The sequence below is a fragment of the Stenotrophomonas maltophilia genome (assembly GCF_002799155.1).
Classification (GTDB): Bacteria; Pseudomonadota; Gammaproteobacteria; order Xanthomonadales; family Xanthomonadaceae; genus Stenotrophomonas; species Stenotrophomonas maltophilia_R.
In genome coordinates this window covers 2,921,617-2,948,362 of the sequence record NZ_NERD01000002.1, presented here as the reverse complement: position 1 = coordinate 2,948,362, position 26,746 = coordinate 2,921,617, and the positions used below count along the sequence as shown (strand labels likewise).

The window sequence follows — 26,746 nt, the reverse complement described above, 5'->3', positions numbered from 1 at the left end:
GATGCGTAAGCAGAGGGGGTTTAGCTTGATTGAATTGATGATCGTCGTTGCGATTATTGCCATCATTTCAGCAATCGCGATGTCGGTTTATCAAGGATTTGTTGCGAAGTCACAGCTTGTGGCCGGATTAGCTGAGATTCGGCCCGGCAAGACCACAATTGAGGCTGTCGTACAGGATGGACGCAGTCCAGCGTTAGTGAACGCTGCCTACGTCGGGATCCGAGCATCTGGACGCTGCCCTGGCGTGCATGCCGAGCTCGCCGGTAGTGGAGTAGCCGAAATCGTTTGTACGGTGGATGGTAACTCTCTGGTTGCCGGCAAGGACCTCATCCTCCGTCGCGCAGCCGACGGTACTTGGACCTGCGACGGCAGCGCCTTCGAAGCGCGCTATCGCCCAACCGGCTGTTGATCACACTTCGGCCTGCCAATGGGATGTTGGCGGGCCGTTGACGGGGCTATCATCCCCGGGGGAGTCAGGATCGTGCCTGCCGGGCTGGGAGTGCCGGGCGAGGCAGTCATGCTGAAGGATTGGCGTCGTCGTCGGCCATCGGGTCGCGGCAGGTTCTGCTGCCCTGTGCGGTGCCCCTGGAAGGCGCGCCGCACTGCCTGACCCATGATGAGCCAAGGATCCATATGAACGCCGTAACCACCGCCAATCTCGTCGGCATCACCGGCCTGGCCCGTCGCCTGGTCCAGGATGGTGCGCTGGACGAGGCTTCCGCCCGCGACGCCATGGCCAAGGCCGCCGCCGCCCGGCAGCCGCTGCCGACCTGGTTCGCGCAGAACAAGGTGGTTGGGGCCGCTCAGCTGGCAGCCGCCAACGCGGTCGAGTTCGGCATGCCGCTGTTCGACGTGTCCACGTTCGACGCCAGCCAGAACGCGATGAGCCTGGTCAGCGAGGAGTTGCTGCGCAAGCACAACGTGCTGCCGCTGTTCAAACGCGGCGGCAAGCTGTTCGTGGGTACCAGCAACCCGACCCATTCGCTGGACGAAATCAAGTTCCACACCAATCTGGTGGTGGAGCCGATCCTGGTCGATGAGGACCAGATCCGCCGCACGCTCGAGCAGTGGCATGCCAGCCACGACACGCTGGGCGACGCGCTGGGGGGTGATGACGATGGCATGGGCAACCTGGACGTTGCGGCCGGAGACGAGGATCTCGGCGCCAGTGGCGACGCCGGCATCGATGCCAAGGGCGATGACACCCCGGTGGTGAAGTTCGTCAACAAGGTGCTGGTGGACGCGATCCGCAAGGGCGCCTCGGATATCCACTTCGAGCCCTATGAAGACGACTACCGCGTGCGCTTGCGCATCGACGGCCTGCTGAAGATGGTGGCGCGCGCGCCGGTGAAGCTGAACCAGCGCATCGCCGCACGCCTGAAGGTGATGGCGCAGCTGGACATCGCCGAGAAGCGCGTGCCGCAGGACGGACGCATCAAGCTCAACCTGTCCAAGACCAAGCAGATCGACTTCCGCGTGAGCACGCTGCCGACCCTGTTCGGCGAGAAGGTGGTGCTGCGTATCCTGGACGGCAGCGCGGCCAAGCTGGGCATCGACAAGCTGGGTTACGAGCCGGACCAGCAGAAGCTGTTCCTGGAAGCCATCCACAAGCCGTATGGCATGGTGCTGGTGACCGGCCCGACCGGTTCGGGCAAGACGGTGTCGCTGTACACCGCGCTGGGCATCCTCAACGACGAGACGCGCAACATCTCCACCGCCGAAGACCCGGTGGAAATCCGCCTGCCCGGCGTCAACCAGGTGCAGCAGAACAACAAGCGCGGCATGACCTTCGCCGCGGCACTGCGCTCGTTCCTGCGACAGGATCCGGACATCATCATGGTCGGCGAAATCCGCGACCTGGAGACGGCCGAGATCGCGATCAAGGCGGCGCAGACCGGCCACATGGTGCTGTCCACGCTGCATACCAACGATGCGCCGCAGACCATCGCGCGCCTGATGAACATGGGCATCGCGCCGTACAACATCACCAGCTCGGTGACCCTGGTGATCGCCCAGCGCCTGGCGCGCCGGTTGTGCAACAACTGCAAGCGCCCGTCCAACCTGCCCGAGCATGCGCTGCTGGCCGAAGGCTTCACCCAGGCGCAGCTGGATGCGGGTATCGAGCTGTATGAGGCAGTGGGTTGCGATGAGTGCACCGAGGGCTACAAGGGCCGTACCGGTCTCTACCAGGTGATGCCGATGACCGACGAGATCGCCACGATCGTGCTGGCTGGCGGCAATGCGTTGCAGATTGCCGAGGCCGCACAGCAGATCGGGGTGAACGATCTGCGCCAGTCGGCGTTGAAGAAGGCCGCTGCGGGTGTGACCAGCCTGGCCGAGATCAATCGCGTCACGAAGGATTGAGGTAGAGAGTGATCAGTGAAGAGCTCCGCATGGCGGAGCTCTTTCTGTGGTCACGCAGCGATCGGACTGACGATGTTCATCCATTCAAGGATGGGCTTGGCGACTGCTTGGTCGCCCGTACGGCAGTCGAAAACTTCGATACTGCCGAGTTGTATCCGACATACCGTAAAGGCTTCTCTCTCGTTCAGGCTGTTGTCGGTCAGAATACAGGCATCAGCCACGCCCGCAGCAGCCGCAATGGCCGTTTGCGTTCGAGGAAAGCGCGTGGTCAGCTTCCCCAGCTGGACGTTGTGTCCCCCGCTTGCAACACGCGTCAGAACCCGGGCAATGGAAAGTTGATCATTGGCCAACCCAACAAAAACCAGAATGACGAAGTAGCCCGCCATCTGCAGTTGTTGGATCTGATCAATTTTTGATTCAAACGTGCCGTCGCCACGAGGTTGCCAGTGCGAGAACACTGTCTCAAGCGCAAAGGGCACGTTTGCCGTCATCGCGTGGCCGACGAAAGCCTGGACTCCTTGTTGTGCGACCTTCATCCACGCGGCATTTTCGTCTCGCAGTTGCACCGCCCATTGTGGGAGCGCCTGCTTGTTTGCATCCGGCAGGATGGACAGCATCATGCGATCGGCATTGATCAGCGGAATCTTCAACGAATCGGCGAGGTGCTCATACCACAACGTTGATTTGCCAGATCCATTGTGGCCGGCAAGAATGACCGCAAGCGGACGATTGGTTTCCGCCCTTGCCTGTTCTATGCGTTCGAATGCACTCGCCAGATCAGGCGGCGATTTCCTTGAACTTGCCATTGACAAACCGTCCTTGGACTGTCTTTCCATCGAGGCGGCGGATGATCACGCCTGGGTGCTGTGGGTCTGCACTGTAGTAAGGAACGCCCCGCGTTTCCTTGAGTGTGACGCCAGGGCGGCCTAGTGCCTGGCCAAGTGCCTGTAGCGCGCGCTGGCTTTCCACGCGGCCTTGCCGACCAGCCTTGGCGTCCAGCGCTGGACTATTGATGAGCACCGAGCCGAACTGAATCTGGCGCCAGTTGCCCGTGGCCTTCTTGGCCCCCGGCTTCTGGGGGGCAGCGGCAACGCGGTTGGCGACCACAAGCGTTTGCCTGAATGGCTGCGGGGGTGATTTCCGGGGCATGGGGCGGACGCTATCAGATCATTCGGGCGACAACAAGGTGGCCTGATCAATGATGTTGCGTCCATTTATTTGTTCAGTTTGTTGGACCATCTGATGGCCTTTCCCTCGGAAAGAGATCCGACTTCGTGCCCGACCGCTTACTCCATCCCCAGCTTCTTCAGCTTGTAGCGCAGCGCCCGGAAGGTAATCCCCAGCTGCGCGGCGGTGCGGGTCTTGTTCCAGCGGTTCTCTTCCAGCGCGCGCTGGATGGCGCTGCGCTCGAGCTGTTCGATGTACGAGGGCAGGGCGGCGCTGCCCGGCTGCAGGTCCGCCACGGCTTCGGCGGGAGCGGCGCTGCCTGGGGCGCGCGGTGCGTGCTGCGGCAGGCGCAGGTCGTCGGCGCCAATGCGGTCTTCTTCGGCCAGCGCCAGCGCGCGCTCCAGGATGTTTTCCAGTTCGCGCACGTTGCCGGGGAAGGCGTACTGGGCCAGCGCGTCCAGTGCCGACGGCGCCAGCAGCGGCGTCGGGCGGCCATGGCTGCGGGCCAGCCGTGCCAGCACCGACGCGGCCAGTTCCGGCAAATCCTGGCGACGCTCGCGCAGCGGCGGCACCTTCAGTTCGATCACGTTGATGCGGTAGTAGAGGTCGTGGCGGAAGCGCCCGTCCTCGACCAGCTCGGCCAGGTCCTTGTGGGTGGCCGAGAGGATGCGCACGTCCACCGGCTCTTCGTTGGCGGCGCCGACCGCGCGCACTGACTTCTCCTGGATCGCGCGCAGCAGCTTCACCTGCATCTGCAGCGGCAGTTCGGCCACTTCGTCGAGGAACAGGGTGCCGCCATGCGCGGCCTGGAACAGCCCGGGCTTGTCGGCGTGGGCGCCGCTGAAGCTGCCCTTGCGGTGACCGAAGAACTCGCTCTCCATCAGCTCGCCGGGGATGGCGCCGCAGTTGACCGGCACGAACGGGCCGGCCGCGCGGGCGCCCTGGGCGTGGATGGTGCGTGCGACCAGCTCCTTGCCCACGCCGGATTCGCCGAGGATGTAGACCGGCGCCTGGCTGCGCGCGACCTTGCCGATGGTGGTGCGGAGCACGTCCATGGCCGGCGAGTCGCCAAGCAGGCGCGCGCCCTGTTCGGCTGTGGGGCCGGGCGCGGGGCGTTCGGTGTTGTTGAGCTCCAGTGCATGCTTGACCAGGCCGCGCAGCACGGCGATGTCCACCGGCTTGCTGACGAAGTCGAAGGCGCCGGCCTTCAGCGCTTCCACCGCCAGGTCCATGCTGCCGAAGGCGGTGATCATCGCTACCGGCGTGCGCGGGTAGTGCTGGGCGATCTCGCTGACCAGCTCGATGCCATTGCCGTCCGGCAGGCGCATGTCGGTGATGCACAGGTCGTACGGATTGCTGGCCAGCAGTTCGCGCGCTTCGGCAAGGTTGGCTGCGGTACTGATGCGCAGCCCCATGCGACCGAGCGTCAGGACCAGCAGTTCGCGGATGTCGCGTTCATCGTCGACGACGAGGGCGCTGCGGGTTTCGTTCATGGGCGTGAAAGATAAACGAGGGGGCTGGAAGCGACAAATGATTGGCGCACGAAATCGGGATCAGGAGGGCAACAGCGTATGCGGGCCGGGCAGCACCAGGCGGAAGCAGGAGCCACCGGCCGGAACCGGGATGTAGTCCAGCCGTGCCTGGTTGGCCCGGCACAGCTCGCGGGCGATGTACAGGCCCAGGCCGGTGCCATGCTCGGAGGTGGTGAAGAACGGCCGGAACAACTGCGCAGCCACGCTCTCGGGAATGCCGGGGCCGCGATCCATCACGTCGATGACCGCACTGCGCTCGTGCTGGGCCACGCGCAGGCGCACCCGCGCCGGTTGCTGGCCGATGCGGCCGTACTTGAGGGCGTTGTGCACCAGCACGGTCAGCACTTGGTAGAGGTGCTTGGTGTCGACCTGGGCCAGCACCGAGGTATCGTTGATGATCGGCTCGATGCTGTCGGTCTCCAACGTCTGCCCCTGCTTGTACTCCAGCACGAAGCGGCGCACGAAGGCGGCCAGGTCAACGTTCTCGGGCGTGGCGCGCTCGCGCCGGGCCAGGCCCAGCACGCTTTCGACGATGCCGTTGGTGCGCTGGCACTGCTGGCGGATGATCTGCAGCAGGCGGCGGTCGCTTTCGTTGAAGCCGGTGCCTTCTTCCAGCAGCTGCACCGCGTAGTTGATCGCGGCCAACGGATTGCGGATCTCGTGGGCGAGGCTGGCCGAGAAGCGCCCCATCGCCGACAGAGTGAGCGATTCGGCGCGGCGCGAGACCACGCTGGAGTCGTCCAGGAACACCAGGGCCAGCTCGCTGCCGGCCAGCAGGCGCGCAAAACGCGGCTGCACTTCGGGCTGGTCGGGGTTGAGCTGCAGCGGCAGTTCGTCCTGGGCCCAGCCGTTGCGCCAGCGCTGCAGGCGACGGGCAAGTTCCGGGGCGGCGCTGGCCAGGTCCAGGCGGCCGCTTTCGCCACTACCGTCGCTGTCGCCGAGCAGCATCGAGGCGGCCTCATTGGCCAGGGTGACGCGGTTGTCGGCGTCGACCACCAGCACGCCGGTACGCATGCGGCGGATGATCAGCTCGTTGATCTGGAACAGGTTGGCCACTTCGTCGCCGCGCTGGTTGGCCAGCTGCTGGTTGCGGCGCGCGCGGCTGCCGACCTGGTAACTGATGAAGGCCAGCGCCAGGTAGCTGGTGGCGAACATCGCCAGTTCGGCCAGGGTGCGGGTGGGATCGCCGCCTTCCAGCAGCTTCCAGGTGTATTCCACGCCGGTGGCGAGGCTGGCGGCCAGCGCCAGGCCCAGCCCCAGGCTGAGCGGCAGCAGGGTGGCGGCGGCGGCGATGTTGAACAGCAGCGACATCGAGATGCCGGCGCTGGCACCGGGCAGGGCATGCGACAGCAGGGTGGCGGCGATGATGTCCACCAGCACGCCGCTGAGCACGATCGGGCGCAGCCAGCGTTCGTTGCGGCCGATCACCAGGGCCAGCAGCGACAGCACCAGGTAGATGGCGGCGACGGTGTCGGCCAGCCGCGGGTGGTGGGCTTCGCCGACCATGGCCGACAGCGGGCTGTAGAGCAGGGCGGCGATGACCGAGGCGATCAGCACCCGGTACAGCGCGAAGAAATACAGCTCACGCCGCGGAATCGATTCGATGCGGTCGATCAATGAAGCACTGGGTGACACGCCGGAACTCCCCTTCTGGCTGCCTGGGTCTGGAATCTGCGGCGGGCCTGCCCGGCGTCCCCTGAAGCCGGGCGGGTACGACGCTTCTATGTAGCCTGCGGTGGAAGCCGTCGAGCTGGCTCGACGCTACACACCCTGGTTGACCAGTATAGGGCCCCCGGCACGGCGCCGCCGGAGTGGCCTGGATCGCGCATTTGGCCCGGGATGGATACCGCTGGCCAGTGGGCCCCCGGGCGCAACTGCCTGAATGGCGGCGAAAATCTGGCCGGGTCTGGCGTTTTGTACAGACTTCTTTGCGCCCCGGCGCTGGCTCGGCCACAATAGTGGGCCCGCCGCGGTCCATGCCGGCGCCCCGCCGGGGCCCTGAGGAATTGCGTGCGGTCGTTCCTATTCCCACGGTGACGCATGAATTTCCACGAATACCAGTCAAAACAACTGCTTGCCGAGTACGGCATCCCGGTCCCGGCCGGCAAGGTCGCTGCGACCCCGGACGAAGCGGTTGCCGCTGCCAACTCCCTGGGCCAGGGCCCCTGGATGGTCAAGGCGCAGATCCACGCTGGCGGCCGCGGCAAGGCTGGCGGCGTCAAGTTCTGCAAGACCACCGACGACGTGAAGGCCGCTGCGGCCAAGATGCTCGGCACCAAGATGGCCACCTACCAGACCGCTGGCGTTGAACTGCCGGTCAACCTGGTGCTGGTGACCACCGCCGGCGAGATCGTCAAGGAACTGTACCTGTCGGTGCTGGTCGACCGTGGCACCAAGACCATCACCTACATCGCCTCTTCGGAAGGCGGCGTGGAAATCGAGCAGGTCGCTGCTGAAACCCCGGAGCTGATCCACTCGCTGAACGTCGACTTCGTCGAAGGCGTGCAGGGTTACCACGGCCGTGATTTCGGCTTCAAGCTGGGCCTGACCGCCAAGCAGGCCGGCCAGTTCGCCAGCATCATGGTGAACCTGTACCGCCTGTTCAACGAAAAGGACCTGGCCCTGGTTGAAATCAACCCGCTGGCCATCCTGGACGACGGCAACCTGTACGCGCTGGACGGCAAGTTCGACAGCGACGACAACGCCGCGTTCCGCCAGAAGGCCCTGGTCGCCATGCGCGACAAGACCCAGGAAGATCCGACCGAAGTGATCGCTTCGGAGCTGGACATCAACTACGTCACCATGGACGGCAACATCGGCTGCATGGTGAACGGCGCCGGCCTGGCCATGGCCACCATGGACGTCATCAAGCTCAACGGCGGCGAGCCGGCGAACTTCCTGGACGTGGGCGGCGGTGCCAACAAGCAGCGCGTCATCGAAGCGTTCAAGCTGATCCTGTCCTCGGACAAGGTTGAAGGCATCTTCGTCAACATCTTCGGCGGCATCGTCCGCTGCGACATGATTGCCGAAGGCATCATCGCCGCCGTGAAGGAAGTGGGCGTCAAGGTTCCGGTCGTGGTGCGCCTGGAAGGCACCAACGTGGAAGAAGGCAAGCAGCTGCTGCGCGACAGCGGCATGGCCATCATCCCGGCTGACAACATCAACGATGGCGCCAAGAAGATCGTTGAAGCTGTCAAGAACGCTGCCTGATTCGACACCAAGGAATTCCCATGTCTGTTTTGATTAACAAGAACACCAAGGTGATCGTGCAGGGCTTCACCGGCCAGCAGGGCACCTTCCACGCCACTCAGATGATCGAGTACGGCACCCAGGTTGTTGGCGGCGTGACCCCGGGCAAGGGTGGCACCACCCATATCGACCTGCCGGTCTTCAACACCGTTGCCGACGCCGTGCAGAGCACCGGCGCCAACGCTTCGGTCATCTACGTGCCGCCGCCGTACGCGGCCGACGCGATCCTGGAAGCCGCTGCTGCCGGCATCAAGGTCATCGTCTGCATCACCGAAGGCATCCCGGTGCTGGACATGCTGCGCGTCAAGAACGTGCTGACCCGTTCGCATCCGGACACCGTGCTGATCGGGCCGAACTGCCCGGGCGTCATCACCCCGGGTGAGTGCAAGATCGGCATCATGCCGGGCCACATCCACCAGCCGGGCAAGATCGGCATCGTGTCGCGTTCGGGCACCCTGACCTATGAAGCGGTCAAGCAGACCACCGAAGTCGGCCTGGGCCAGTCCACCTGCATCGGCATCGGTGGTGACCCGATCAACGGCCTGAACTTCGTCGACTGCCTGAAGCTGTTCAACGAAGACCCGCAGACCGAAGGCATCATCATGGTTGGCGAAATCGGCGGTGACGCCGAAGAAGCCGGCGCCGAGTACATCAAGAACCACGTGAAGAAGCCGGTCGTCGGTTTCATCGCCGGTGCGTCGGCTCCGGCCGGCAAGCGCATGGGCCACGCCGGTGCGATTGCTTCGGGCGGCAAGGGCACCGCGGAAGGCAAGTTCGCCGCGATGGAAGCTGCTGGCGTCGTCACCGTCCGTTCGCCGGGCGACCTGGGCGCTGCCATCGCCAAGCTGGTGAAATAAGGTCGACTGCCTCCGGCAGACGATGCTGTAGAGCCGGCCGCTGGCCGGCTGCTTGAAACAGAAGGGCCGCCTCCGGGCGGCCTTTCTGCGTCTGGTGCGGGGTCAGATCCCTTTCGCGCAGCAAAAGGGATCTGACCCCAGGCATCCGGCGCGCGCACTGCGCGGCGCTACAATGGGCACATTGCAACCACAGGCTGGATTCCCATGGCTTCGATCCGCATCGCGATGGCGCAGTTCGACTTCCCGGTCGGCGATGTCGCCGGCAACACCGAGCGCATCATCGAGATGATCGGCCAGGCGCGCGACGAGTACGGCGCCGAGCTGGTGATGTTCCCCGAGCTGGCGGTGAGTGGCTACCCGCCGGAAGACCTGTTGTTGCGCCCGGGCTTCCTGTACGAGTGCGAGCAGGCGATGGCCCGCATCGCTGCCGCCTGCCGTGGCATCACTGCCGTGGTCGGCTGGCCGCAGGCCGCAGGCGCGGTGGTCTACAACGCCGCCAGCGTGCTGCGCGATGGCCTGGTGGAGCAGACCTACCGCAAGCGCGAACTGCCCAACTACGCCGTGTTCGACGAGCGCCGCTACTTCGACGTCGATCCGGACGGCGGCAGCTGCGTGTTCGAGGTCAATGGCATTCCGGTCGGCCTGCTGATCTGCGAGGACCTGTGGTTTGCCGAGCCGCTGGCCGACACCATGCGCGCCGGCGCGCAGCTGGTGGTGGTGCCGAATGCTTCGCCCTACGAGCGTGGCAAGCACGCCCAGCGTGATGCCGTGCTGGCCGCGCGCACCCGCGAAAGCGGGGCAGCGATCGCTTATCTCAACGTGGTCGGTGGCCAGGATGCGCTGGTGTTCGACGGCGCCTCGGTGGTGGCCGACGGTGACGGCACGGTGCACCCGGCCGCTGCGGCCTTCGTCGACCAGTGGCTGGTGGTGGAGTACGACGGTGAAACCCGTCGCTTCATGCCGCACGTGTGGATGGACGACGGCGACGAGAGCATGGACGCGCTGGCCTGGCGCGCGGTGACCCGTGGCATCCAGGACTATTGCCGCAAGAACGGCTTCAAGAAAGTGTGGCTGGGCCTGTCCGGCGGCATCGACTCGGCCATCGTGCTGGCCATGGCGGTGGACGCGATGGGCGCGGAGAACGTGACCGCCGTGCGCCTGCCGTCGCGCTACACTGCGGGCCTGTCCAACGACCTGGCGGCCGAGCAGTGCCAGGCGCTGGGCGTGAAGCTGGAGGCGGTGTCGATCGAGCCGGCGTTCAAGGGCCTGATGGAAGCGCTGGCGCCGATGTTCGAAGGCACCACGCCGGACGTGACGGAAGAGAACCTGCAGTCGCGCAGCCGTGGCGTGATCCTGATGGCGCTGGCCAACAAGTTCGGCGGCCTGCTGCTGACCACCGGCAATAAGAGTGAGTATGCGGTTGGCTACGCCACGATCTATGGCGACATGTGTGGTGGCTATGCACCGCTGAAGGACCTGTACAAGACCGAGGTGTTCGGCCTGTCCAAGTGGCGCAACACCGTGGGCGGCGCGCCGGTGATCCCGCCGGCGGTGATCAGTCGCCCGCCGTCGGCCGAGCTGCGCGAGAACCAGCTGGACCAGGATTCGTTGCCGGCCTATGACGTGCTGGACGGCATCCTCTATCGCTACATCGACCAGGAGCAGTCGCGCACGGAGATCCTGGCCGCCGGCTACGACGCGGCCGTGGTCGACCGCGTGCTGCGCCTGGTGCGCATCAGCGAGTGGAAGCGGCACCAGGCCGCGCCGGGACCGAAGGTCTCGCGCCGCGCCTTCGGCCGCGAGCGTCGCTACCCGATCAGCAACGGCTACAAGGGCTGAGGCAGCGGTTGGCAGGTAGTGCCGGCCGCTGGCCGGCAACCCGTTGGCCCCTCTCCGGTGGGTGCGGACCTTGGTCCGCACGGTGGTCGAAGATCATCCACGCATGGCGTGGATCTACCGGACGTCGTCGAGCAGTTGTTCGAGGCCGGTGGTTTCGGCGGCTTCGTCGAAGTAGCCGTCCTGCAGTCGTGCACGCACGAACGCCAGCCCATCAGCTGCCGCCGCATCCAGCGTGCCGCGGTGGTCGACCGGATAGCGACGGAACGCGACTGGCTCGCCACGCAGGGCCAGGCCTGCGGCATACAGCAAGGTGGTCAGATAGGGCACATCGCGGTCCTCGCTGCCATGGCCCAGCATCAGCGGTTGGCTGAAGCCGCGGCGCGGTACGCCGAGATAGTCATGCAGCACCGCCCGGATGCCCGGCACGCTGGTCAGCGGTGCAATGAACATGCTGCCGGTATCCGCGCCATCCAGCGTTACGGCCAGTTCGCCCAAGCACTGCCCGCGTGCCACTGCCACGCGGGCGCGGCCTTCATCGCTGAGGACGCGGTCGATCTGCGGCGCGACCTGCAGCAGGCCGTCGAGCAGGTACGCGTGATACGCGTTGAGTGCGCCAGGGTTGGCGGTGCGGTTGTCGGGCTTCATCACCAGAGCGGTCAGCTCGACCGCGGTGGGCGTACCGGTGGTGAAGCTGCCGCGGTAGTGCAGGGAAGAACCGCCATAGGTGGGGGCGATGTGGCCTGCGGTGAGTGCGGCGGCACCCCCCTGCGAATGGCCAACCGAGACCCAGCGCGGCGACAGCGTTGCGTTGCCCAGGTACTGGCGGCTGGCCTTGACCAGATCGATGGCATTGCGCGCGGCGGTGCGTACATGCAGGTAGGCATGGTCGCCTGGACTTCCGAGCCCCTGGTAGTCGGCGGCGACGACGGCATAGCCCTGTGCCAGGAACTGATCGAGGAAGCGCCCGTCGCGTTCGGGCTGGTACGGGCCGGACACCGAGGGCGCACAGCGATCCGCAATGCCCTGGGTGCCATGTGCCCAGGACACCACCGGCCAACCGCCTGCAGGCGCCGCGCCAGCGGGCAGGTACAGCAGGCCAGTGCCTTCGGCCAGCTGGCCGCGATGGTCCGGGGTGCGATAGTGCAGCTTGTAGGCCTGCGCGGCCTTTGACGGCACCCATGACGCGCGATAGGGGGCAGCAGACAGCAGGTCGCCCGGTGCGACCGGTGCAGCTGTCAGGGGGCCCGGCGACAGCGCCAGCAGGGCGATGGCGATGACACACGAGAGAGGCCGGAAACGAAGGGGCAGTGGGGACATGGGCGCTCCTTGACGGCCGGGATGGCCGTTGCGCCGCAGTGTGGAGCGCCTCGCCCGGGCGGGTTGCGACCGGCGTCGCATCCGCCGGGGATTCGTAGCATTCCTAGCGTCGTGGTCCATTGGCGCACGAACCATCCACGCATGGCGTGGATCCACCGACAAAGAAAAGGCCCCTTTCGGGGCCCTCTCTTATTTCTTTTCCAGTCGCGCGTTGCGCTGGCCGGTGCTGGCGGACTTCTCGCCGGCGAACGGGTTCAGCTTGCGGATCATCCACGGGTACTTCGGCCACTTGCCTTCCAGCCACGGGTGGTCGGGCTGGTTCAGCTGCAGGACGCGACGGGCGTCGTCGGCCAGGGTCTTGTTGCCCAGGTGGGTGTAGGAATCGGCCAGCACGGCCACGGCGTCGTACTGGAAGGCGCTCTGCGGGTAGGTTTCCAGCAGGTAGTTGGCGCGGCCCACGGCCGAGACCCAGGCGCCGCGGCGCATGTAGTACAGGGCGTTGTCCAGCTCGTGCTGGGCGAACACGTCACGCAGCTCCAGCATGCGCTGGCGCGCATCGGCGGCGTAGCGGCTGTTCGGGTAACGATCAACCACGATGTTGAAGTCCGAGTACGCCTGGTGCGGCGTGGACAGGTCGCGGCGGCTGGCGTCCAACGACCATACGCGACGCAGGAAAACCGTACTGCGATTGGAGTTGGCCAGGCCGCGCAGGTAGTACAGGTAGGCGATGTTGCGGTGCGTCGGGTAGGTACGGATGAAGCGGTCGATGCTGGACACCGCGTCATCGTGCTTGCCGGCCTTGTACTGGGCGTAGGCGGTTTCGATCATCGCCTGCTCGGTGTACGGGCCATAGGGGTACTGGGCCACCAGGCGGCGGAAGCTGGCTTCGGCGCCGCTCCAGTTGCCGCCCTGCATCAGCTTGTGGCTTTTCTCGTACAGCTGTTCGACCGGCGCCCCTTCATCGGGGCGATCACCCTTCTTGGCGCCGCGATGGCAGCCGGTTGCGGCGATGACCAGCACCAGCAGCAGGGCGGTGAGGCGGACGGGCGCGGAGAGCATGGCGGAGCGTCGGATCATGGGGTCGAGGCGGGACGCGGCTGGAATACGAAGGGTCGATGATAGCCTAGTGTCCTGTCCAGCGACTGAAACCGGCCGCCGGGACCCCAAAATTTCAAAGAATGCCCCCTGCCATGTCTGAACAACCCTCTGAATCGGCCCGCCAGGCCATCGTCCCCGACACCGCTGCCGGGCGTCGTTTCGACGCCGTCGTGGCCGAACTGTTCCCCGAATACTCGCGTTCGCGCCTGACCGAGTGGATCAAGGCCGGTGACGTCCTGCTGGATGGCGCCCAGGTGCGCCCGCGCGATCCGCTGCGCGGTGGCGAGGTGGTGACCCTCACTGTGGTGCTGGAAACCCAGACCGACGCCCAGCCGGAGGATATCCCGCTGGACGTGCTGTTCGAGGACGAGCACGTGCTGGTGATCAACAAGCCGGTGGGCCTGGTGGTCCACCCCGGTGCCGGCAACCACAGCGGCACCCTGGTCAACGCCCTGCTGTTCCGCGATCCGTCGGTGGCGGTGCTGCCGCGCGCGGGCATCGTGCATCGCCTGGACAAGGACACCAGCGGCGTGATGGTGGTGGCCAGGACCCTGGAAGCGCAGACCGCGCTGGTCGAGCAGCTGGCGGCCCGTGACGTGCACCGCCAGTACCTGGCCATCGTGATGGGCGCGCTGGTGGCCGGCGGTACCGCCGATGCCCCGATCGACCGCCACCCGCGCGACCGCCTGAAGATGGCGGTGCGCGAAGACGGCAAGGAAGCGGTGACCCATTACCGCCTGCGCGAGCGCTTCCGTGCGCACACCGCGCTGGAGTGCCGCCTGGAAACCGGCCGTACCCACCAGATCCGCGTGCACATGGCGCACGTGCGCCACCCGATCATCGGCGACCCGCTGTATGGCGGTGCACTGAAGCTGCCCAAGGGCGCCAGCGACGAGCTGGTGGCCGCGCTGCGCGGCTTCAAGCGCCAGGCCCTGCACGCCGAGACCCTGGAATTCATGCACCCGATCACCGGTGAGCCGGTGCGCAATACCGCGCCGGTGCCGGAGGACATGCTGCACCTGATGAAGGTGCTGCGCGAAGACAGCGAAGCCTTCGCCGCCCGCGAGCGGGACCGCTGGTGATGGCGGCCGCGCTGCCGTTGCTGCAGGCCGACTGGCCGGTGCCCGCAGGCGTCCATGCGTTGACCACGCGCCGGCATGGCGCGGGCATCTCGCCGGCGCCGTTCGCGCAGTTCAACCTGGGCAACCGGCACGCGGCCGATGGCGATACCCCGGCCAATGTGGAACACAACCGCCAGCTGCTGCAGCAGGGGCTGGCACTGCCCTCGGCACCGCACTGGCTGCGCCAGGTGCACAGCAGCACCGTGCTGCGTTTCACCGCGCCACCGGTGGCCGGCGCCAGCGAACCGGTGGCCGACGCCGCGGTGACTTCGGTGCCGGGCGTGGTGCTGGCGATCCTGACCGCCGACTGCCTGCCGGTGGTGTTCGCCGCGGCCGATGGCAGCGAGGTGGGCGCGGCCCATGCCGGCTGGCGTGGGCTGGCCGACGGCATGCTGGAGGCCACGGTGGCCGCCATGCAGACGCCGCCTGCGCAGCTGCGGGCCTGGCTGGGCCCGGCCGCCGGGCCGGCTGACTACGAGATCGGCGAGGAGGTCTACCACGCCTTCGTCGGCCATGATCCGGCCGCCGGGGCGGCGTTCGTGGCCACCCGCGCAGGCCACTGGAAAGTGGACCTGTTCGCGCTGGCGCGGCAGCGCTTGCAGGCGGCGGGGATGGACCCGGCGCAGGTGTATGGCGGCACGGTGTCGACCATGGCCGACCCGGACCTGTATTCGCACCGGCGCGACCGTCGTACCGGGCGCATGGCGACCCTGGCCTGGATCGCGCCCTGACCCCGCCGCTGTTCGCGCGGGTGCTGGGGCCGGCCTTCGCCACCCTGGCGGCGCCGGTGCAGGCGCTACATGCCGCGCCGTTGCCCTGCCGCTACGTAGGGCAGGCGCGCATCGTGAGGGGGCGGCACTGGCTGGTGCCGCTGCTGGCCGCGTTGGCGCGGTTGCCGAAGGACGGCGACGCGCTGCCCACCGAAGTGGCGTTCAGTGCACGCGGGCAGGGCGAGCAGTGGGCGCGGCGGTTCGGCCGCTGGCCGATGGTGTCGCGGCTGTGGGCGCACGAAGGGTTTCTGCGCGAGCAATTGGGCGCGGTGCGTTTCGAGTTCGACCTGCAGGCCCGCGAGGGTGGCATCGACTGGTCGGTGCGGCGGGTCTGGGCGTTCGGGCTGCTGCCGCTGCCGAGGCGCTGGTTTGGTGGTGTGCGCTGCCGTGAAGCCTGGCAGGGCGAGCGTTACACTTTCCTGGTTGATGTGACGCTGCCCTGGGCCGGAGCCCTGATCCGCTATGAAGGCTGGCTCGAACCACAGTGACGGCACCACCGAGGCTGGCAGCGCGGTGATCGTGTTTGATGGCGTGTGCGCACTGTGCAACCGCTGGGTGCGCTTCCTGCTGCGTTTCGACCGCAGGGGGCGTTACCGCTTTGCGGCGATGCAGGGCGAGCGGGGCAGCGCGCTGCTGCGTTCGCACGGGTTGGACCCTCAGGATCCCGCGTCGTTCCTGCTGCTGGACGCGCAGGGCGCCTGGACCGATACCGATGCCATCCTGCGCGTACTGGCGGGCCTGGGCGGCGCTTGGCGCCTGAGCGGCGTGCTGCGGATGGTGCCGCGTCGCTGGCGCGATGCGGCGTATCGGATGCTGGCGCGCAACCGCTATCGCTGGTTCGGGCGGCATGATGCCTGCCATCTGCCCGCACCGGAACACGCCGCGCGGTTCCTGGATTGAACAAAAGGGGACGGAGGGGACCGGGTCGTTTGTGCACAAACGACGTGATCCCCTCCGTCCCCTTTTTTCCTCAACCTTCCAGCGCGTCCAGGTAGCTGCGTCGCCAGTGGTTGATGTCGTAGGTGCGCAGGTGCTCCATCATCGCGTGCCAGCGTTCCTTGCGCCTGTGCAGCGACATGGTTGCCGCGGTGGCGATGGCGTCGGCCACGCCGTCCAGGTCGTGCGGATTCACCAGCAGCGCCTGCTTCATCTCGTCGGCGGCACCGGCCAGCAGCGACAGCACCAGCACGCCGGGATCCTCCGGGTCCTGCGAGGCCACGTATTCCTTGGCCACCAGGTTCATGCCATCGCGCAGCGGCGTGACCAGGCCGACGGCCGCCGCACGGTAGAAACCAGTGAGGGTGGCATGGGTGAAGTTCTGGTTGACGTAGCGCAGTGGTGTCCAGTCAGGCTCGGCGTGGCCACCGTTGATGTGGCCGGCGATCTGCTCCAGCTGGCTGCGCAGCTGCCGGTACTCGGTGACATCGCCGCGCGAGACCGGCGCGATCTGCAGGTAGGTCAGCGAGCCGCGCTGGTCGGGATGGCGCTCAAGATACCGTTCGAAGCCGAGGAAGCGTTCGGGCAGGCCCTTGGAATAATCCAGGCGATCGACACCGATCGCCAGCTGGCGATCACGCAGGCTGGCGCGCAGGTTCTTTACCGCAGCCTTGGTGGCGGCGGTACCGGCCTGGCGTGCGATCAGCTCGGTGTCGATGCCGATCGGGAACGCGGCTGCGCGGAAACGGCGCCCGCCCGGTGCTTCCAGTTCGCCGTTGTCGAGCACGCGGCCGCCGCCGAACAGGCGCAGGTAGGTCTGGAAGCGATCAGCATCGCGCTGGGTCTGGAAACCGACCAGATCGTAGGCATACAGGGCGGAGAACAGGCGCAGGTGGTCCGGCATCGCCTGCAGCAGGTCGGCCGAGGGCATCGGGATGTGCAGGAAGAAGCCGATGCGGCAGCCGATGCCACGCTCGCGCAGCAGCGCGCCAAGCGGGATCAGGTGGTAGTCGTGGATCCAGACGATGTCATCTTCGCGCAGCAGCGGCGCGAGTTTGTCGGCAAACAGCGCATTGACCTTGTGGTAGGTCTCGCGGGTGCCACGATCGTAGTCGACCAGATCCAGGCGGAAGTGCAGCAGCGGCCACAATGTGCGATTGGCGAAGCCGTTGTAATAGCCATCGACCTCGCGCTTGCTCAGGTCCAGGGTGACGAACTCGATGTCGCCGTCCTTCTGCGTGTGCAGCGTGCCACTGCCGTCGCGCACGCTTTTGCCGCTCCAGCCGAACCACATGCCGCCGCGTTCCTTCAACGCAGCCAGCAGGCCCACTGCCAGGCCGCCGGCGCGATTCTCGCCCGGCACGGCCACGCGGTTTGAAACCACTACAAGTCGGCTCACGATGCCTCCTGCCAGGACCGCGACAGGCGCATCGCGGCGGTGATCAGGCCGACGTGCGAATAGGTCTGCGGGAAGTTGCCCCAGGCCTCGCCGCTGTCGAAGGCCAGATCCTCCGACAGCAGGCCCAGGTGGTTGCGCTGCTTCAACAGCAGCTCGAACATCTCGCGTGCTTCATCCATGCGCCCGATAGCCGCCAGCGCATCGATGTACCAGAAGGTGCAGATGGTGAAGCTGGTTTCCGGCTCACCGAAGTCATCTGGTGCGACATAGCGGTACAGCGAATTGCCATGCTTGAGGTCGCGGCCGATGGCTTCGACGGTGGCGATGAAGCGCGCGTCCAGCGCATCGATGAAGCCGATGTCGGCCAGCAGCAGCAGCGAAGCGTCCAGGCGATGACCGCCGAAGGTATCGGTGAAGTGACCCAGCTCTTCACTCCAGGACTCGGCCATGATGCGCGCGTGGATGGTGTCGGCGCGCTCGCGCCAGTAATGGGCGCGGTCATCGCGCTTCAGGCGCACGGCGATCTTGCACAGGCGGTCGCAGGCGGCCCAGCACATCGCGCTGGTGTAGGTGTGCACTTCGGTGCGGCCACGGAACTCCCACAGGCCGGCATCGGGTACGTCGTGCAGGGCGAAGGCCTGCTCGCCGAGGGGCTCCAGGCGGGCAAAGGTGTGCGCATCACCCGGGTCCTGCAGGCGCCGGTCGAAGAACAGCTGGGTGGAGGCCAGCACTACGCTGCCGTAGACATCGTGCTGGCGCTGCACCCAGGCAAGGTTGCCGCGTCGCACCGGGCCCATGCCGCGATAGCCGGACAGGCTGGGGACTTCGTCTTCGTCCAGCCTGGCCTCGAAGCCGATGCCATACAGTGGCTGCAGCGTGCCGTCGGTGGTGGCCAGGTTGAAGATGTAGCCGAGGAACTGTTCCATCGTGCGCGTCGCGCCGAGGCGGTTCAGCGCACGCACCACGAACGCCGCATCGCGCAGCCAGCAGTAGCGGTAATCCCAGTTGCGCACGCTGCCGGGCGCTTCGGGAATGGAAGTGGTCATCGCCGCGATGATCGCGCCGCTGTCCTCGTACTGGCACAGCTTCAACGTGATCGCACTGCGGATCACCGCGTCCTGCCATTCCAGCGGAATGGACAGGTAACGCACCCATTCACGCCAGTAGTCGCGGGTGCGCTGGAATGACTCCTGCACGTAGCCGCTGATCGAGCGGTTGAGCGATTCATCCACGCCGAGGATCAGGTGGATGGGATGGTTGAGTACGAATGGCAGGCCGTCGCGCACGAAGCGTACCGGCACGTCGGTGGTCAGCCGCAGCACGTGCTCGGGCAGGATCCAGCGCACATGGTTGCTGCCCCAGGTGGACTCGGGCACGCGCGCGCCCCAGTCGGCCAGCGGCCGTGCGTGCACGGTGATGCGTGGGCTGCCGGCCAGCGGGCGCACCTGGCGGATCAGGCTGACCGGGCGGTAGAAGCGGTCGTTCTGCCGCCAGCGAGGGGCGAAGTCGAGGATTTCCAGTTCGCCACCGTGCGCGTCGCGCAGGACGGTGCGCAGGATCGCCGTGTTGGTCAGGTATTCCTGCTCGCTGCTGGCGAAGTCCTCCAGCTCGATGGCGAAGTCGCCACCGGTCTGCCGGTTGGGGCCGAGCAGGGCACAGAAGGTGGGGTCGCCGTCGAAGGTGGGCAGGCAGCTCCAGACAACGCGGGCACGTTTGTCGACCAGGGCGCCGAAGCTGCCGTTGCCGACCACGCCCAGATCAAGATCGGGTTGGGTCATCACGCGGTACATCTCGGTTGCGGCCGTGGGATTGGCCGGGTCAATACGCATTCTCACGCAGCCAGGCGTGCACGCTGCGTATGTCGGGCAGCGCGAACACCGCCTTGCTGGGTTCACGTTCGCCCACCAGCACGCTCCAGCCGTGCTGGCCGTTGGCGGCATCGAAGCCGAACTCATCGGTCAGGTCATCGCCGAGGAACACCGGCAGGCGGCCGCGGAACGGCAGGTACTGCATCATCCGCCGCACGGCGCGGCCCTTGTCGGTGCCGACGGGGACGAACTCAACGACGTGGTCGCCCGGTTGCAGGCGGTAGCTGGCACGGCCACGCACGTGGCGATCGGCGAAGGCACGGACATCGCTGGCGGCATGCGGCGCACCGCGCCAGTGCAGTGCCAGGCCGACGCCCTTGTCTTCCACCAGCACGCCGGGATGCCCATGGGCAAAGCGCATCGCCTGCTGGTGCAGTGCGTGCAGCCACTCAGCGGTGTCGTCGTCGTGTTCGTCGCGCAGGACGCGACCGTCTTCGCCACGCAGTTCGTGGCCATGCAGGCCGGCGGCGGGCAGCTTCAAAGGCGCGAACAGTTGATCCAGCTGTTCAAGTGGGCGACCACTGACCAGTGCCACGGCACCTTCCAGGCGGTCGCTGATGCGGCCGATGGCTTCACGCACATCCGGCAGCAACTGCACGGCATCCGGGCGTGCAGCGAATTCGATAAGGGTGCCATCAACATCGAGAAACAACGCGCAGGCGTCGTCCAGCAATGGTGGTGGCGGACGCAGGGGGAGCGGTTCAGCCATGACGCCCAGCATGCCAGCGTGGGCGTGTACGTGGGGTCTAGGGCAGGCTACGGATCTGGTAGTGCGGACCAACGGTCCGCACCCACCCAGAGCGATCATCTCCGATGGGTGCCGACCGTTGGTCGGCACGAAGGGGAAGCTTGTACTGAACCATGATGTTGCCGGCCAGCGGCCGCCACTACCAGGCAGTGCGGACCAACGGTCCGCACCCACCGGGAGTCATTGGTCCAATGCAATCAGAACGTGTAGCGGACCCGGCCGTAGTAGTACGCGCCATTGCTGCCGATCGGCGACAGCACGTCATATGGCAGGTTGCCGAAGTAATGGATATCGCTGTTGGATCGATCCGGGTAGTTGTCGGTCAGGTTCTGCCCGCCGATGGCCACGCTCCAGCGCGGGGTGATGTGGTACTCGACTTCCGCATCCAGCTGCCATTCGGCCCGGTAGGTCTGGCGCGGGATGTAGCCGTCCCCGAAATTGAACACGCGGGTGGCACTGCCATAGCGGTTCACGCGGCTGCTCAGCGACCAGTGGTCGTTGCTCCACGCCGCCGAGAAACTGCCGCGCGTGCGTGGCGTGGCATCGGTAAGGGTGTTGGTCTCTTCGATGCCGAACAGCACATGGTCCGGGTTCAGTGCGCGCAGCTGTGCCGGCGTGGCCAGCACGTTCTTCAGCGTGGTCTTCGTGTACGCGTAGGTGCCGGTCAGCAGCAGCTGGCCGTCACCCAGCGACTGGCGCCAGTTGCTCACCAGCTCGGCGCCGCGGGTGCGGGTGTCGGCGGCATTGACGAAGAAGCTGGCGCTCTGCAGGCCGCTGACGCCGTAGTTGGCGGCCACGTAGTCGGTCAGTGCATCGCCGGTGATGCTCTCCGACAGCGCGATGCGGTCGTCGATGTCGATCTGGAAGAAGTCCAGCGACAGGTCGAAATGCTCGCCGATGCGGCTGGTGAAGCCCAGCGAGGTATTGATCGATTTTTCCGGCTTCAGGTTCTGCGCACCCAGGCCACGCGCAATTGGATTGTTGACCGACAGCAGGCGGCCCTGCACCAGCTGGCCGCCAGCGTTGTAGCCGGTGGAGGTGGACTCGTAGCCGATCTGCGCCAGCGACGGCGCACGGAAGTTGTTGGAGATGGCACCGCGCAACGCGAACGCCGGGGTGAATTCATAGCGCAGGCCGAGCTTGCCGGTCAGTTCACCGCCGAAGTCGTCGTTGTGCTCGTAGCGTGCGGCCAGATCGGTGGAGAACTTCTCGCCGAACTGGCTGGACAGGCTGGCGTAGGCACTGGCCACGTCGCGCGACAGGCGCGCCGCATCCTGCGGGGTCAGGCCGCCACCGGCCTGCGAGCCGGTCGGGCGATCGGTGTAGGGGCCGGCGGCATAGCTGGCCGGGTCACCGGGGCGGGTCTGGTAGCGCTCGTGGCGCGCTTCCACGCCCAGGCCCAGGGTGTGGCTGATGCTGTCGCTCTGGGTGAACACACGACTCAGATCGAGGTTGCCCACGGTCTGTGCGTATTCGTAGTCAGCGGTCTTGAAGCGGGTCGGGCTGGTCGGGCCCAGCGACGCGTTGAGCGAATCGCGCAGGCGGTAGGTGAAGTCGTTCTGGCCGTAATCCAGGCTGCCGTCGTAGCTCCACTCGCCCCACTGGCCGCGTACGCCGGCCACGGCCTGCACGTCGCGGTTCTCGCCTTCGGAGATCGGTCGGTAACCGTTCGGATAGACCTGCTTCCAGTTGGCATCGCCATCGGGATAGCGGAAGTAGTTCGCGCCTTCGGTGTCACGCTGGTTGAAGGTGCCGAACGCGTAGAACGTCGACGTCTGGCCCACCGGAATCTCGGTGTTCAGCCACAGGTTGATGTCCTTGCTCTTGCCATCGCCCAGCACATAGTTGCGCTTGCCCTGCAGCGCCAGGTTGTCCGGCGTCTGGTCCCATGGCGGAATCTGGTCGAAGCCAGCGCGGTTGGTGCTGTTGCGGTGCTTGTACTCCAGGCCGACGCGCAGGAATCCGCCGTCTTCGCCCAGCGAGGTGCCGACCTTGGCGCTGATGTTGCCGGTCTGACCGTCGGTGAGGGTGCGGCCGATCGGCTTGAGGTCGGTGTGGTTGGCACCGTAGCTGACCTCGATCTCGCCGCCGTCGCCACCGTTGTCGAGGATCACGTTGATCACGCCGGCCACGGCATCCGATCCGTACAGCGCGCCGGCGCCGTCGCGCAGCACTTCGATGCGATTGATCGCGCTGACCGGGATCGAGTTGAAGTCGACCGGGGTGGTGCCCTTGCCGATCTTGCTGTCGGTGTTGACCAGCGCGGTGTGGTGGCGGCGCTTGCCATTGACCAGCACCAGTACCTGGTCCGGCGACAGACCGCGCAGCTGCGCCGCGCGCACATGGTCGGCGCCACCGGAGTTGGACTGGCGCGGGAAGTTGAACGACGGCAGCAACGCCTGCAGCGCACTGCCCAGTTCACCATTGACCACGCCGGCCTTGCGGATGTCCTCGGCGGTGAGCACATCCACCGGCGAGGTGGATTCGAGCACGGTGCGGTCGGCGGCACGGGTGCCGGTGACGATCACGGTGTCCAGGTTGGTGGCGTCCTGGGCCAGGGCCGGGACGGCGGCGGAGGAAAGCGCGAGGGCGATGGCGAGGCCGAGCGGCGACGCGGGCAGACGGGGGGACATGGGGGGCTCCAGCAACAACGACGGCGGGGAAGGGGGGAGATGGTTTCACTTACATCCATCCGGATGAAGCGATATATTATCTTCGCGTGATGACCGGTGCCGATGCAAGCCCCTGCCGGTCCGGCATGAGTTGATGCCCTGCTGGCATCAGCACGCTGGGCCGGTGGCGCTGTACGCTGCCGGCTCGCCTTGTCCCCCTTCCCCGGAGCTGCACCGATGAAACACCTTGGCCTCGTCTTCGCCGTGCTGCTGGCCACCAGTGGCTGCGCCAGCTTGTCCTCGCAGGCGCCCAGCGCCTATGCCACGGCTACCACCGCCGAACTGAAGGGCGATGCCGCACGCCCGTCCACCGGGCAGGGCTGGGTACGCAGCGAGCTGTACTTCGGCGTGGGTGAAGAGCAGGGTGCCGGCAACCGCCCGCAGGCCGACACCATCAGCGAGGCGCAGTGGCGCACCTTCCTGGACAAGGAAGTGACCCCGCGCTTCCCGGATGGCCTGACCGTGTTCGATGCCTACGGCCAGTGGCTGTTCCGCGGCGATGCAGCGCCCAACCGCCTGCGCACCAAGGTGCTGGTGGTGCTGCACGAGGACACCCCGCAGCGGCGCGCCGACATCGAGGCGATCCGCCTGGCGTGGAAGCAGCAGACCAAGCATCAGTCAGTACTGTGGTCCCGGCAGGCGGTTGACGTATCGTTCTGAGTTGAAGGTGCCGCCGCGGCGCCGCAGGGAGCGTGGATGAACTACAGGGAATGCATGCTGGGCCTGGTGATGGCAGGCGTGTTGGCACCGACGGCGCAGGCGGGGGGAGGCGACGGCGAAACGCTGCGGTTCCAGGTGGCCGCTCACGTGCAGGCGCACGCCGATCCCCAGCAGGACGGCAGCATCGCGGTGCAGCTGTCACCCTCGGGCAAGCGCCAGACGCTGGCGGGCGCGGCGGACGCCGACGGCAATTCGCGCTGGTCACTGGAGGACGTCGATTTCGATGGCTACCCGGAACTGGTTGCGCGTGCATCGGTGGGCATGGTCAACGAGGCGGTGGCGGTGTATCGCTTCGATCCGGCCAGCGCCGGGTTCCGCGCGCTGCAGGCCGACACCCATGGCAAGGAAAGCTGCGGTGACCTGATGGGGCTGAGCGTGGATGCGGCTACCCGCACCCTCACCAGCAGCTGCCGCAGCGGCCCGATGTGGTACGCCGACCAGTATCGGTTTGCGGGTGCGAAACTCTATCTGTACCGCGCCGAGAGCGTGCTGATGCTGGGCGATACGTTGAACACCGCGCTGCATTGGGAACAGACCGACGGGCAGGGCCCGCTGGCAGTCTGGCGCACCTATGATCCCGCGGGCCGCGTGCTGGAGAGCGCCATCGGTGATGGCCTGGGCGCACCACCGGATGGACCGCTGCGTGGTCAGCAGGCCACCGTGGTGCCAGCACGGTTGTTCCTGTTCGATCAGCCAGGTGCTTCCAGCACGAAGCGCTACCTGGTGCAGGGCGACCGTGTGGAGATGCTGGATGAACAGGATGGCTGGGTGAAGCTGCGGTTTCTCAATCCGAAAAGTGGCGTGGTGCTGGGCTGGATCAACGTCAACGATTGAAGAAAAAAGGGGACGGAGGGAATTAAGTCGTTTTTGCCGTTAGCGACTTAATTCCCTCCGTCCCCTTTTTTGCGGGGGCATCACTTCATCGGGTCTAGCCTCGGACGTTCCCCCGTTCGAGGATGTATCCGATGAGCAAGCGCGTGGCCGAAATCGTGGTGGACGCCCTGCAGCAGGCCGGTGTCCGCCGTTGCTACGGCATCGTGGGCGATACGCTCAACCATGTGACCGATGCAATGCACGGCAGTGAGATCGCCTGGGTGCATGTGCGCCATGAAGAAGTGGCAGCCTTCGCTGCAGGCGCCGATTCGCTGGTGAGCGGCGAGCTGACCGCCTGCGCCGGTTCCTGCGGGCCTGGTGGCCTGCACTTCATCAACGGCGTCTTCGAAAGCAACCGCAATCGCGCGCCGATGGTGCTGATCGCCAGCCAGATCGTCACCAGCGAGCTGGGTATGGAGTTCCCGCAGGAAGTGGATTTCAAGGCGGTCTATGGCAGCTGCACGGTGTTCTGCGAACAGGTGCACAGCGCCGAACAGGCGCGCCGCGTGGTCACGCTGGCCTGCCAGGCCGCGATCAGCCGTCGCGGCGTAGCGGTGGTGATCCTGCCGGCCGATATCAGCCAGGCCGAGGTGAAGCACGATGTGCCGTTCTCGGTGCACTACACGCAGCCGGTGCTGCGCCCCTCTGACGCTGAACTGCAGCGGATCGCCGAGCTGCTGGGGCAGGGCAAGCGCATCGGTGTCTATGCCGGTGCCGGTTGCCAGGGCGCGCACGCGCAGCTGCTGGAGCTGGCCCGACGCCTGCAGGCCCCCATCGCGCACACCTCGCGCGCCAAGGATTTCGTCGAGCCGGACAACCCGTACAACATGGGCATGACCGGCATCTTCGGCATCGAATCCGGCTTCCACACGCTGATGGAGTGCGACACGCTGCTGCTGCTCGGCGCCGATTTCGCCTGGGGCCAGTTCTACCCGGACAAGGCCACGATCATCCAGGTCGATCGCGATGGCAGCCACCTCGGCCGTCGCCATCCGGTGAACCTTGGCGTGGTCGGTGATATCGCGCCGACGCTGGATGCCTTGCTGCCGATGCTGCCGCCGCGCGAGGACAGCAGTTTCCTGGACGAGTGCATCGAGCGCCGTGACAAGGCACTGAAGAAGCGCGAGCAGGAAGAACAGCCGGGTGAAGGCGAATTGATCCATCCGCAGCACCTGACCGCGCTGCTGTCGAAGTACGCAACGGATGACGCGCTGTTCACCGCTGACGGCGGCTCGCCGATGGTGTGGGTGCTGCGGCATATCCGGGTAAATGGTCGCCGCCGCACGCTGACCAGCCTGTTGCATGGCACGATGGCCAATGCGATGCCGCAGGCACTCGGCCTGCAGAAGGCGTTTCCCGGCCGCCAGGTGATTTCGCTGTCCGGCGATGGTGGCCTGGCAATGCTGCTGGGCGACCTGCTGACGGCGGTACAGGAGAACCTGCCGATCAAGGTGGTGGTGTTCAACAACGGCTCGCTGAACTTCGTCGAGCTGGAGCAGAAGGTGGAAGGCCTGCTGGACAACTACACCGACCTGAAGAATCCGGACTTCGGCCGCCTGGCCGAAGTGATCGGCTTCCACGGCCGCACGGTCACCCGCAGCGAGGATCTGGAGGAGGCGGTGCAGGACTTCCTGGCGCAGCGTGGCCCGGCGCTGCTGGACGTGCACACGAGTCGTGCCGAGCTGGTGATGCCGCCGCAGATCGAGGCCAAGCAGGTGGCCGGTACCGCACTGTACGCCGCCAAGGCGGTGTTGAACGGCCGCTTCGACGACGTGAAGCATCTGCTGGTGGACAACTTCCTGAAGAAGTAGTGGGTTGGTCGATGCAGGGCTGCGCCCTGCACCCGCTAAGAGCCAGAGCCAGAGCAGAAGCTGGTTTGCTGAGGGATGGCGGGGTGGGTCCGGTTGCGGGGAACGCTGCAAGTACATCCATGTAAGCTCGGTCGCCGCATCCATGCGGCTCACGCCCCCGCAACCGGACCCACCCCGCCTTCGACAGATCATCGCGATCTGCCGGTAGATCCACGCCATGCGTGGATAACGCAAGAATGATCGAAATGATCTTCTGTAGAGCCGAGCCATGCTCGGCTCAGAGGCTTCGCGTACAGCAGCCGAGCATGGGTTCGGCTCTACAACGAGCGCCTGCCTTTGCTTTTGATCTTTTGATTCTCTTCCGTGGCTGGCACGCGCAGGAAACTGTCAGGGGCCGGTCGGGAT

At 66.2% G+C, this 26,746-nt stretch carries 22 protein-coding genes; 12 read left to right on the top strand and 10 right to left on the bottom strand.

Translation table 11 applies throughout. The annotated features are described in order from the left end of the window. Position 1 precedes the first annotated feature (1 nt). On the top strand, positions 2-409 hold the full coding sequence (locus tag B9Y82_RS14220; RefSeq protein WP_100475239.1) for a pilin: 408 nt from the start codon (positions 2-4) through the stop codon (positions 407-409). A 224-nt stretch (positions 410-633) separates the two neighbouring features. Continuing rightward, on the top strand, positions 634-2,364 hold the full coding sequence (pilB, locus tag B9Y82_RS14215) for a type IV-A pilus assembly ATPase PilB (RefSeq protein ID WP_100473723.1): 1,731 nt from the start codon (positions 634-636) through the stop codon (positions 2,362-2,364). Positions 2,365-2,414: 50 nt separating this feature from the next. Here pilB and B9Y82_RS14210 read toward each other — a convergent pair whose 3' ends face one another. The 4 genes from B9Y82_RS14210 to B9Y82_RS14200 all read right to left on the bottom strand — a co-directional run bounded on the left by B9Y82_RS14210 (position 2,415) and on the right by B9Y82_RS14200 (position 6,698). Further along, positions 2,415-3,170: a zeta toxin family protein gene (locus B9Y82_RS14210; protein ID WP_100473722.1), complete on the bottom strand. Its 756-nt coding sequence runs from the start codon at positions 3,168-3,170 to the stop codon at positions 2,415-2,417. Next, positions 3,142-3,471: a hypothetical protein gene (locus B9Y82_RS20660; RefSeq protein ID WP_157804641.1), complete on the bottom strand. Its 330-nt coding sequence runs from the start codon at positions 3,469-3,471 to the stop codon at positions 3,142-3,144. Before B9Y82_RS20660 ends, B9Y82_RS14210 begins: the two co-directional genes overlap by 29 nt. A gap of 179 nt (positions 3,472-3,650) precedes the next feature. Continuing rightward, positions 3,651-5,024 (bottom strand): sigma-54-dependent transcriptional regulator, encoded by a 1,374-nt coding sequence (locus tag B9Y82_RS14205; RefSeq protein WP_100473721.1) that lies wholly within the window; start codon positions 5,022-5,024, stop codon positions 3,651-3,653. 60 nt (positions 5,025-5,084) lie between these two features. Further along, positions 5,085-6,698, bottom strand: coding sequence for a sensor histidine kinase (locus B9Y82_RS14200; protein WP_100473720.1), 1,614 nt, complete (start codon positions 6,696-6,698; stop codon positions 5,085-5,087). 405 nt (positions 6,699-7,103) lie between these two features. Between B9Y82_RS14200 and sucC the strand changes: the two genes are divergently transcribed. The 3 genes from sucC (at position 7,104) to B9Y82_RS14185 (ending at position 11,008) form a co-directional block, all read left to right on the top strand. Continuing rightward, positions 7,104-8,273: an ADP-forming succinate--CoA ligase subunit beta gene (gene sucC / locus B9Y82_RS14195; RefSeq protein ID WP_004154430.1), complete on the top strand. Its 1,170-nt coding sequence runs from the start codon at positions 7,104-7,106 to the stop codon at positions 8,271-8,273. 20 nt (positions 8,274-8,293) lie between these two features. Beyond that, positions 8,294-9,169 carry a succinate--CoA ligase subunit alpha gene (gene sucD / locus B9Y82_RS14190; RefSeq protein ID WP_005410793.1) on the top strand — a complete coding sequence of 292 codons (876 nt, stop codon included), beginning with the start codon at positions 8,294-8,296 and terminating at the stop codon, positions 9,167-9,169. A 204-nt stretch (positions 9,170-9,373) separates the two neighbouring features. Beyond that, on the top strand, positions 9,374-11,008 hold the full coding sequence (locus B9Y82_RS14185) for an NAD+ synthase (RefSeq protein WP_100473719.1): 1,635 nt from the start codon (positions 9,374-9,376) through the stop codon (positions 11,006-11,008). A 114-nt stretch (positions 11,009-11,122) separates the two neighbouring features. Here the strand turns inward: B9Y82_RS14185 and B9Y82_RS14180 are convergent, their stop codons facing one another. Together B9Y82_RS14180 and B9Y82_RS14175 are read right to left on the bottom strand one after the other, a co-directional pair. After that, on the bottom strand, positions 11,123-12,325 hold the full coding sequence (locus B9Y82_RS14180) for an alpha/beta hydrolase family protein (protein WP_100473718.1): 1,203 nt from the start codon (positions 12,323-12,325) through the stop codon (positions 11,123-11,125). Positions 12,326-12,514: 189 nt separating this feature from the next. Beyond that, positions 12,515-13,402, bottom strand: coding sequence for an outer membrane protein assembly factor BamD (locus B9Y82_RS14175; RefSeq protein WP_100473717.1), 888 nt, complete (start codon positions 13,400-13,402; stop codon positions 12,515-12,517). 113 nt (positions 13,403-13,515) lie between these two features. Here B9Y82_RS14175 and rluD point away from each other — a divergent pair, with 113 nt between their 5' ends. The 4 genes from rluD to B9Y82_RS14155 are packed head-to-tail and all read left to right on the top strand — an operon-like array spanning position 13,516 to position 16,214. Then, positions 13,516-14,505, top strand: coding sequence for a 23S rRNA pseudouridine(1911/1915/1917) synthase RluD (rluD, locus tag B9Y82_RS14170; RefSeq protein ID WP_100473716.1), 990 nt, complete (start codon positions 13,516-13,518; stop codon positions 14,503-14,505). Beyond that, on the top strand, positions 14,505-15,275 hold the full coding sequence (pgeF, locus tag B9Y82_RS14165; RefSeq protein WP_100473715.1) for a peptidoglycan editing factor PgeF: 771 nt from the start codon (positions 14,505-14,507) through the stop codon (positions 15,273-15,275). The genes rluD and pgeF overlap by 1 nt, the downstream gene beginning before the upstream one ends. A gap of 20 nt (positions 15,276-15,295) precedes the next feature. Further along, a complete protein-coding gene (locus tag B9Y82_RS14160) occupies positions 15,296-15,802 on the top strand; it encodes a DUF4166 domain-containing protein (protein ID WP_100473714.1) in 507 nt (168 codons plus the stop codon). Continuing rightward, positions 15,777-16,214 carry a thiol-disulfide oxidoreductase DCC family protein gene (locus tag B9Y82_RS14155; protein ID WP_100473713.1) on the top strand — a complete coding sequence of 146 codons (438 nt, stop codon included), beginning with the start codon at positions 15,777-15,779 and terminating at the stop codon, positions 16,212-16,214. Before B9Y82_RS14160 ends, B9Y82_RS14155 begins: the two co-directional genes overlap by 26 nt. 70 nt (positions 16,215-16,284) lie before the next feature. Here B9Y82_RS14155 and otsA read toward each other — a convergent pair whose 3' ends face one another. From otsA to B9Y82_RS14135, 4 genes are all read right to left on the bottom strand, one after another. Beyond that, positions 16,285-17,649, bottom strand: coding sequence for an alpha,alpha-trehalose-phosphate synthase (UDP-forming) (gene otsA, locus B9Y82_RS14150; RefSeq protein WP_100473712.1), 1,365 nt, complete (start codon positions 17,647-17,649; stop codon positions 16,285-16,287). Beyond that, complete coding sequence (locus B9Y82_RS14145; protein ID WP_100475238.1) at positions 17,646-19,427, bottom strand: glycoside hydrolase family 15 protein; 1,782 nt, start codon at positions 19,425-19,427, stop codon at positions 17,646-17,648. The genes otsA and B9Y82_RS14145 overlap by 4 nt, the downstream gene beginning before the upstream one ends. A gap of 40 nt (positions 19,428-19,467) precedes the next feature. Beyond that, positions 19,468-20,226, bottom strand: a complete 759-nt coding sequence (gene otsB, locus B9Y82_RS14140; protein ID WP_032128814.1) for a trehalose-phosphatase — start codon at positions 20,224-20,226, stop codon at positions 19,468-19,470. Positions 20,227-20,462: 236 nt separating this feature from the next. Then, positions 20,463-22,898 carry a TonB-dependent receptor plug domain-containing protein gene (locus B9Y82_RS14135; protein WP_100473711.1) on the bottom strand — a complete coding sequence of 812 codons (2,436 nt, stop codon included), beginning with the start codon at positions 22,896-22,898 and terminating at the stop codon, positions 20,463-20,465. A gap of 216 nt (positions 22,899-23,114) precedes the next feature. Between B9Y82_RS14135 and B9Y82_RS14130 the strand changes: the two genes are divergently transcribed. The 3 genes from B9Y82_RS14130 (at position 23,115) to B9Y82_RS14120 (ending at position 26,341) form a co-directional block, all read left to right on the top strand. Then, positions 23,115-23,597, top strand: a complete 483-nt coding sequence (locus tag B9Y82_RS14130; protein WP_100473710.1) for a DUF3574 domain-containing protein — start codon at positions 23,115-23,117, stop codon at positions 23,595-23,597. A 36-nt stretch (positions 23,598-23,633) separates the two neighbouring features. Then, positions 23,634-24,491: an XAC2610-related protein gene (locus B9Y82_RS14125; protein ID WP_100473709.1), complete on the top strand. Its 858-nt coding sequence runs from the start codon at positions 23,634-23,636 to the stop codon at positions 24,489-24,491. 131 nt (positions 24,492-24,622) lie between these two features. After that, positions 24,623-26,341 carry a thiamine pyrophosphate-dependent enzyme gene (locus tag B9Y82_RS14120; RefSeq protein ID WP_100473708.1) on the top strand — a complete coding sequence of 573 codons (1,719 nt, stop codon included), beginning with the start codon at positions 24,623-24,625 and terminating at the stop codon, positions 26,339-26,341. The last annotated feature ends 405 nt before the right edge of the window (positions 26,342-26,746 follow it).